The sequence below is a fragment of the Streptomyces chiangmaiensis genome, from assembly GCF_036281785.1.
GTDB classification, from domain to species: Bacteria; Actinomycetota; Actinomycetes; order Streptomycetales; family Streptomycetaceae; genus Streptomyces; species Streptomyces chiangmaiensis.
The window spans coordinates 1-1,871 of the sequence record NZ_JAYWVC010000511.1 but is presented as its reverse complement, the minus strand read 5'-3'; the positions used below and the strand labels follow the sequence as shown (position 1 = coordinate 1,871).

Sequence of the window (1,871 nt, the reverse complement as noted above, 5' to 3'; positions counted from 1 at the left end):
CAGCTGGACGCCGCCCTGTACGACATCGGCCCCGGTGGAGCGGAAGGCGTGGTCCACATGGGTCAGGAGGGCGGGGTGGACCTGGTCCTCGGCGTCGAAGACCCCGACGACTTCGCCGAAGCAGTGCGGTAGCGCGGTGTTGAGGGCCTTGGGCTTGTTCTTCGACTCGTTGGTGTCGACCACCACCCGTACCCGGTCGGGCGCGGACGCCGCGACCCGCTCGGCCACTTCGGCGGTGCCGGGGTCGTCGTGGCCGACGATGATGATGATCTCGTAGTCCCCGTGCGCAGATTGCAGCAGGCCGTTGACGGTGTGTTCGAGGACGGCCTGCTCGTGCCTTGCGGGCACCAGCAGGGAGAACGAGAGACGAGCGTCCCCGTCGGGCCGCGCGAAACGGGTGGCCGCCAGCGTCACGGGCGTACGCCAGGCATGCATCTGCCACCAAAGGGTGAACGCCGCTGTCCAGAACAGCGTCAGCGAGGTGACGGTGATGAGCGCCGAGAACAAGTAGAACTCCTCAGACGGGCTGTGGAACAACACAGCTGTGAATGGATCCCTGTGGGGTGGTGCCGGTCGCGGACTCGGCGGCGAGAAATCGGGGCATGCTCTCGTTTCCGGGCGCATGCGCGGGCCCCGGACGCGTACCTGCGAAATACGGGAGTTCGCATGTCACGGCGGATTTGGTGTGCGGAAGTGGTCCTGTGTACGCGGCTGAATCGCCGGGCACATCGGTTTATCGGACGGAAACCGAGACGTACAGCGAAGGGAATCGGCAATCGGTCCGTCGGCGCGGAGCACCGCGTCAGCGGTCGGCGAGCGCCCCGGGGACCCAGATACCCATAAAGTTGCACGGTGTACCGGTGGTGGTGCGATAAGCTACGTCACCCGCGCCGCTGGCCGAGCGGATTTGCGTGGCCCTCACCCTGCAACTGCCCTGGTACTGCAACCGGCAGGGGCCTTGCCCTTAAACCAGACGGCGAGCGCACACGAGGGCTCGTTGCGACGGCGTCCTCCGCAACGACCTGAGACATGTCCGGCGGTTTCCTCGGTCCTCTGCCCAGGACCTCGAGGCCGGAAACTGTCCCACGGGCTCTCTGCCGAGTTCTTGCACGTCGAGCATGGTGATTCCATTTCGTGACGGGCGCAGCAAGACGTATTGGGGGTGCACGCAACACTGTCCAACTCCGTTGGACGATTTGTCCGGCGAGGTTGGACGCTAGTTGCTGTGTGTATTGCCTTGCAAGCCACTCCTGCGGAGGATTTCCGCGTCGAAATCACGGAACGGAGAAAGCAGCAGGTGAGCGCCTCATGGATATGGCACGGCCGCCGGTGGACGCAGGTTGGGGCTCACCCGTACGAGTCAGCCCGGCCGACTGCATCCTGCTGAGATCCCCGCCATTGGGAGGTGCGGGTTGGGCGCTGTCAAGTCGGCCTCGGTTCGTCAGTGGCGATCGGCCACTGATCGGTTTCGCGGTTTATCCGTAATATCTCGTTGCCGGGCAACGCGGGCCGCCACATGCCGCTGGCGCTGGGGTGCACCGGGTCCCACAGGCCCTGATGACCAAGATGCTGACCGGGGCGACCCTGTACGCCCTCGCTGTCATCGAGCACGCCACCCGGCGCGTGCGGATCCTCGGCGCAACCGCGCACGCCACCGCGGGCTGGGTCACTCAACTGGCCCGAAACCTGGTCATGGACCTCCACGACGCCGGCGCAGAGGTGAGGTTCCTGATCCGCAACCGCGACGCGCGCTACCCGGCCGCCTTCGACGCCGTCCTGCAAGCTGAGAGTTTCGAGGCCGTCCAGACCGGCGTCCGGATGCCGCGCATGAACGCGGTCATGGAGCGATGATCCGCTCCAGCCGAACCGAA

General features: G+C 65.8%; 2 protein-coding genes. One reads left to right on the top strand and one right to left on the bottom strand.

Going from position 1 to position 1,871, the window contains the following annotated elements:
• The coding region (locus tag VXC91_RS45065; protein WP_329513123.1) for a glycosyltransferase family 2 protein at window positions 1-507 on the bottom strand (507 nt) is incomplete at its 3' end.
• Between the two features lie 1,050 nt (window positions 508-1,557).
• Here VXC91_RS45065 and VXC91_RS45060 point away from each other — a divergent pair.
• A complete protein-coding gene (locus VXC91_RS45060; protein WP_329513122.1) occupies window positions 1,558-1,851 on the top strand; it encodes a hypothetical protein in 294 nt (97 codons plus the stop codon).
• The last annotated feature ends 20 nt before the right edge of the window (window positions 1,852-1,871 follow it).

Excerpts from the sequence above, each read along its gene's own strand:
- VXC91_RS45060 (WP_329513122.1), top strand. The coding sequence starts at position 1,558 with ATGACCAAGATGCTGACCGGGGCGACCCTGTACGCCCTCGCTGTCATC.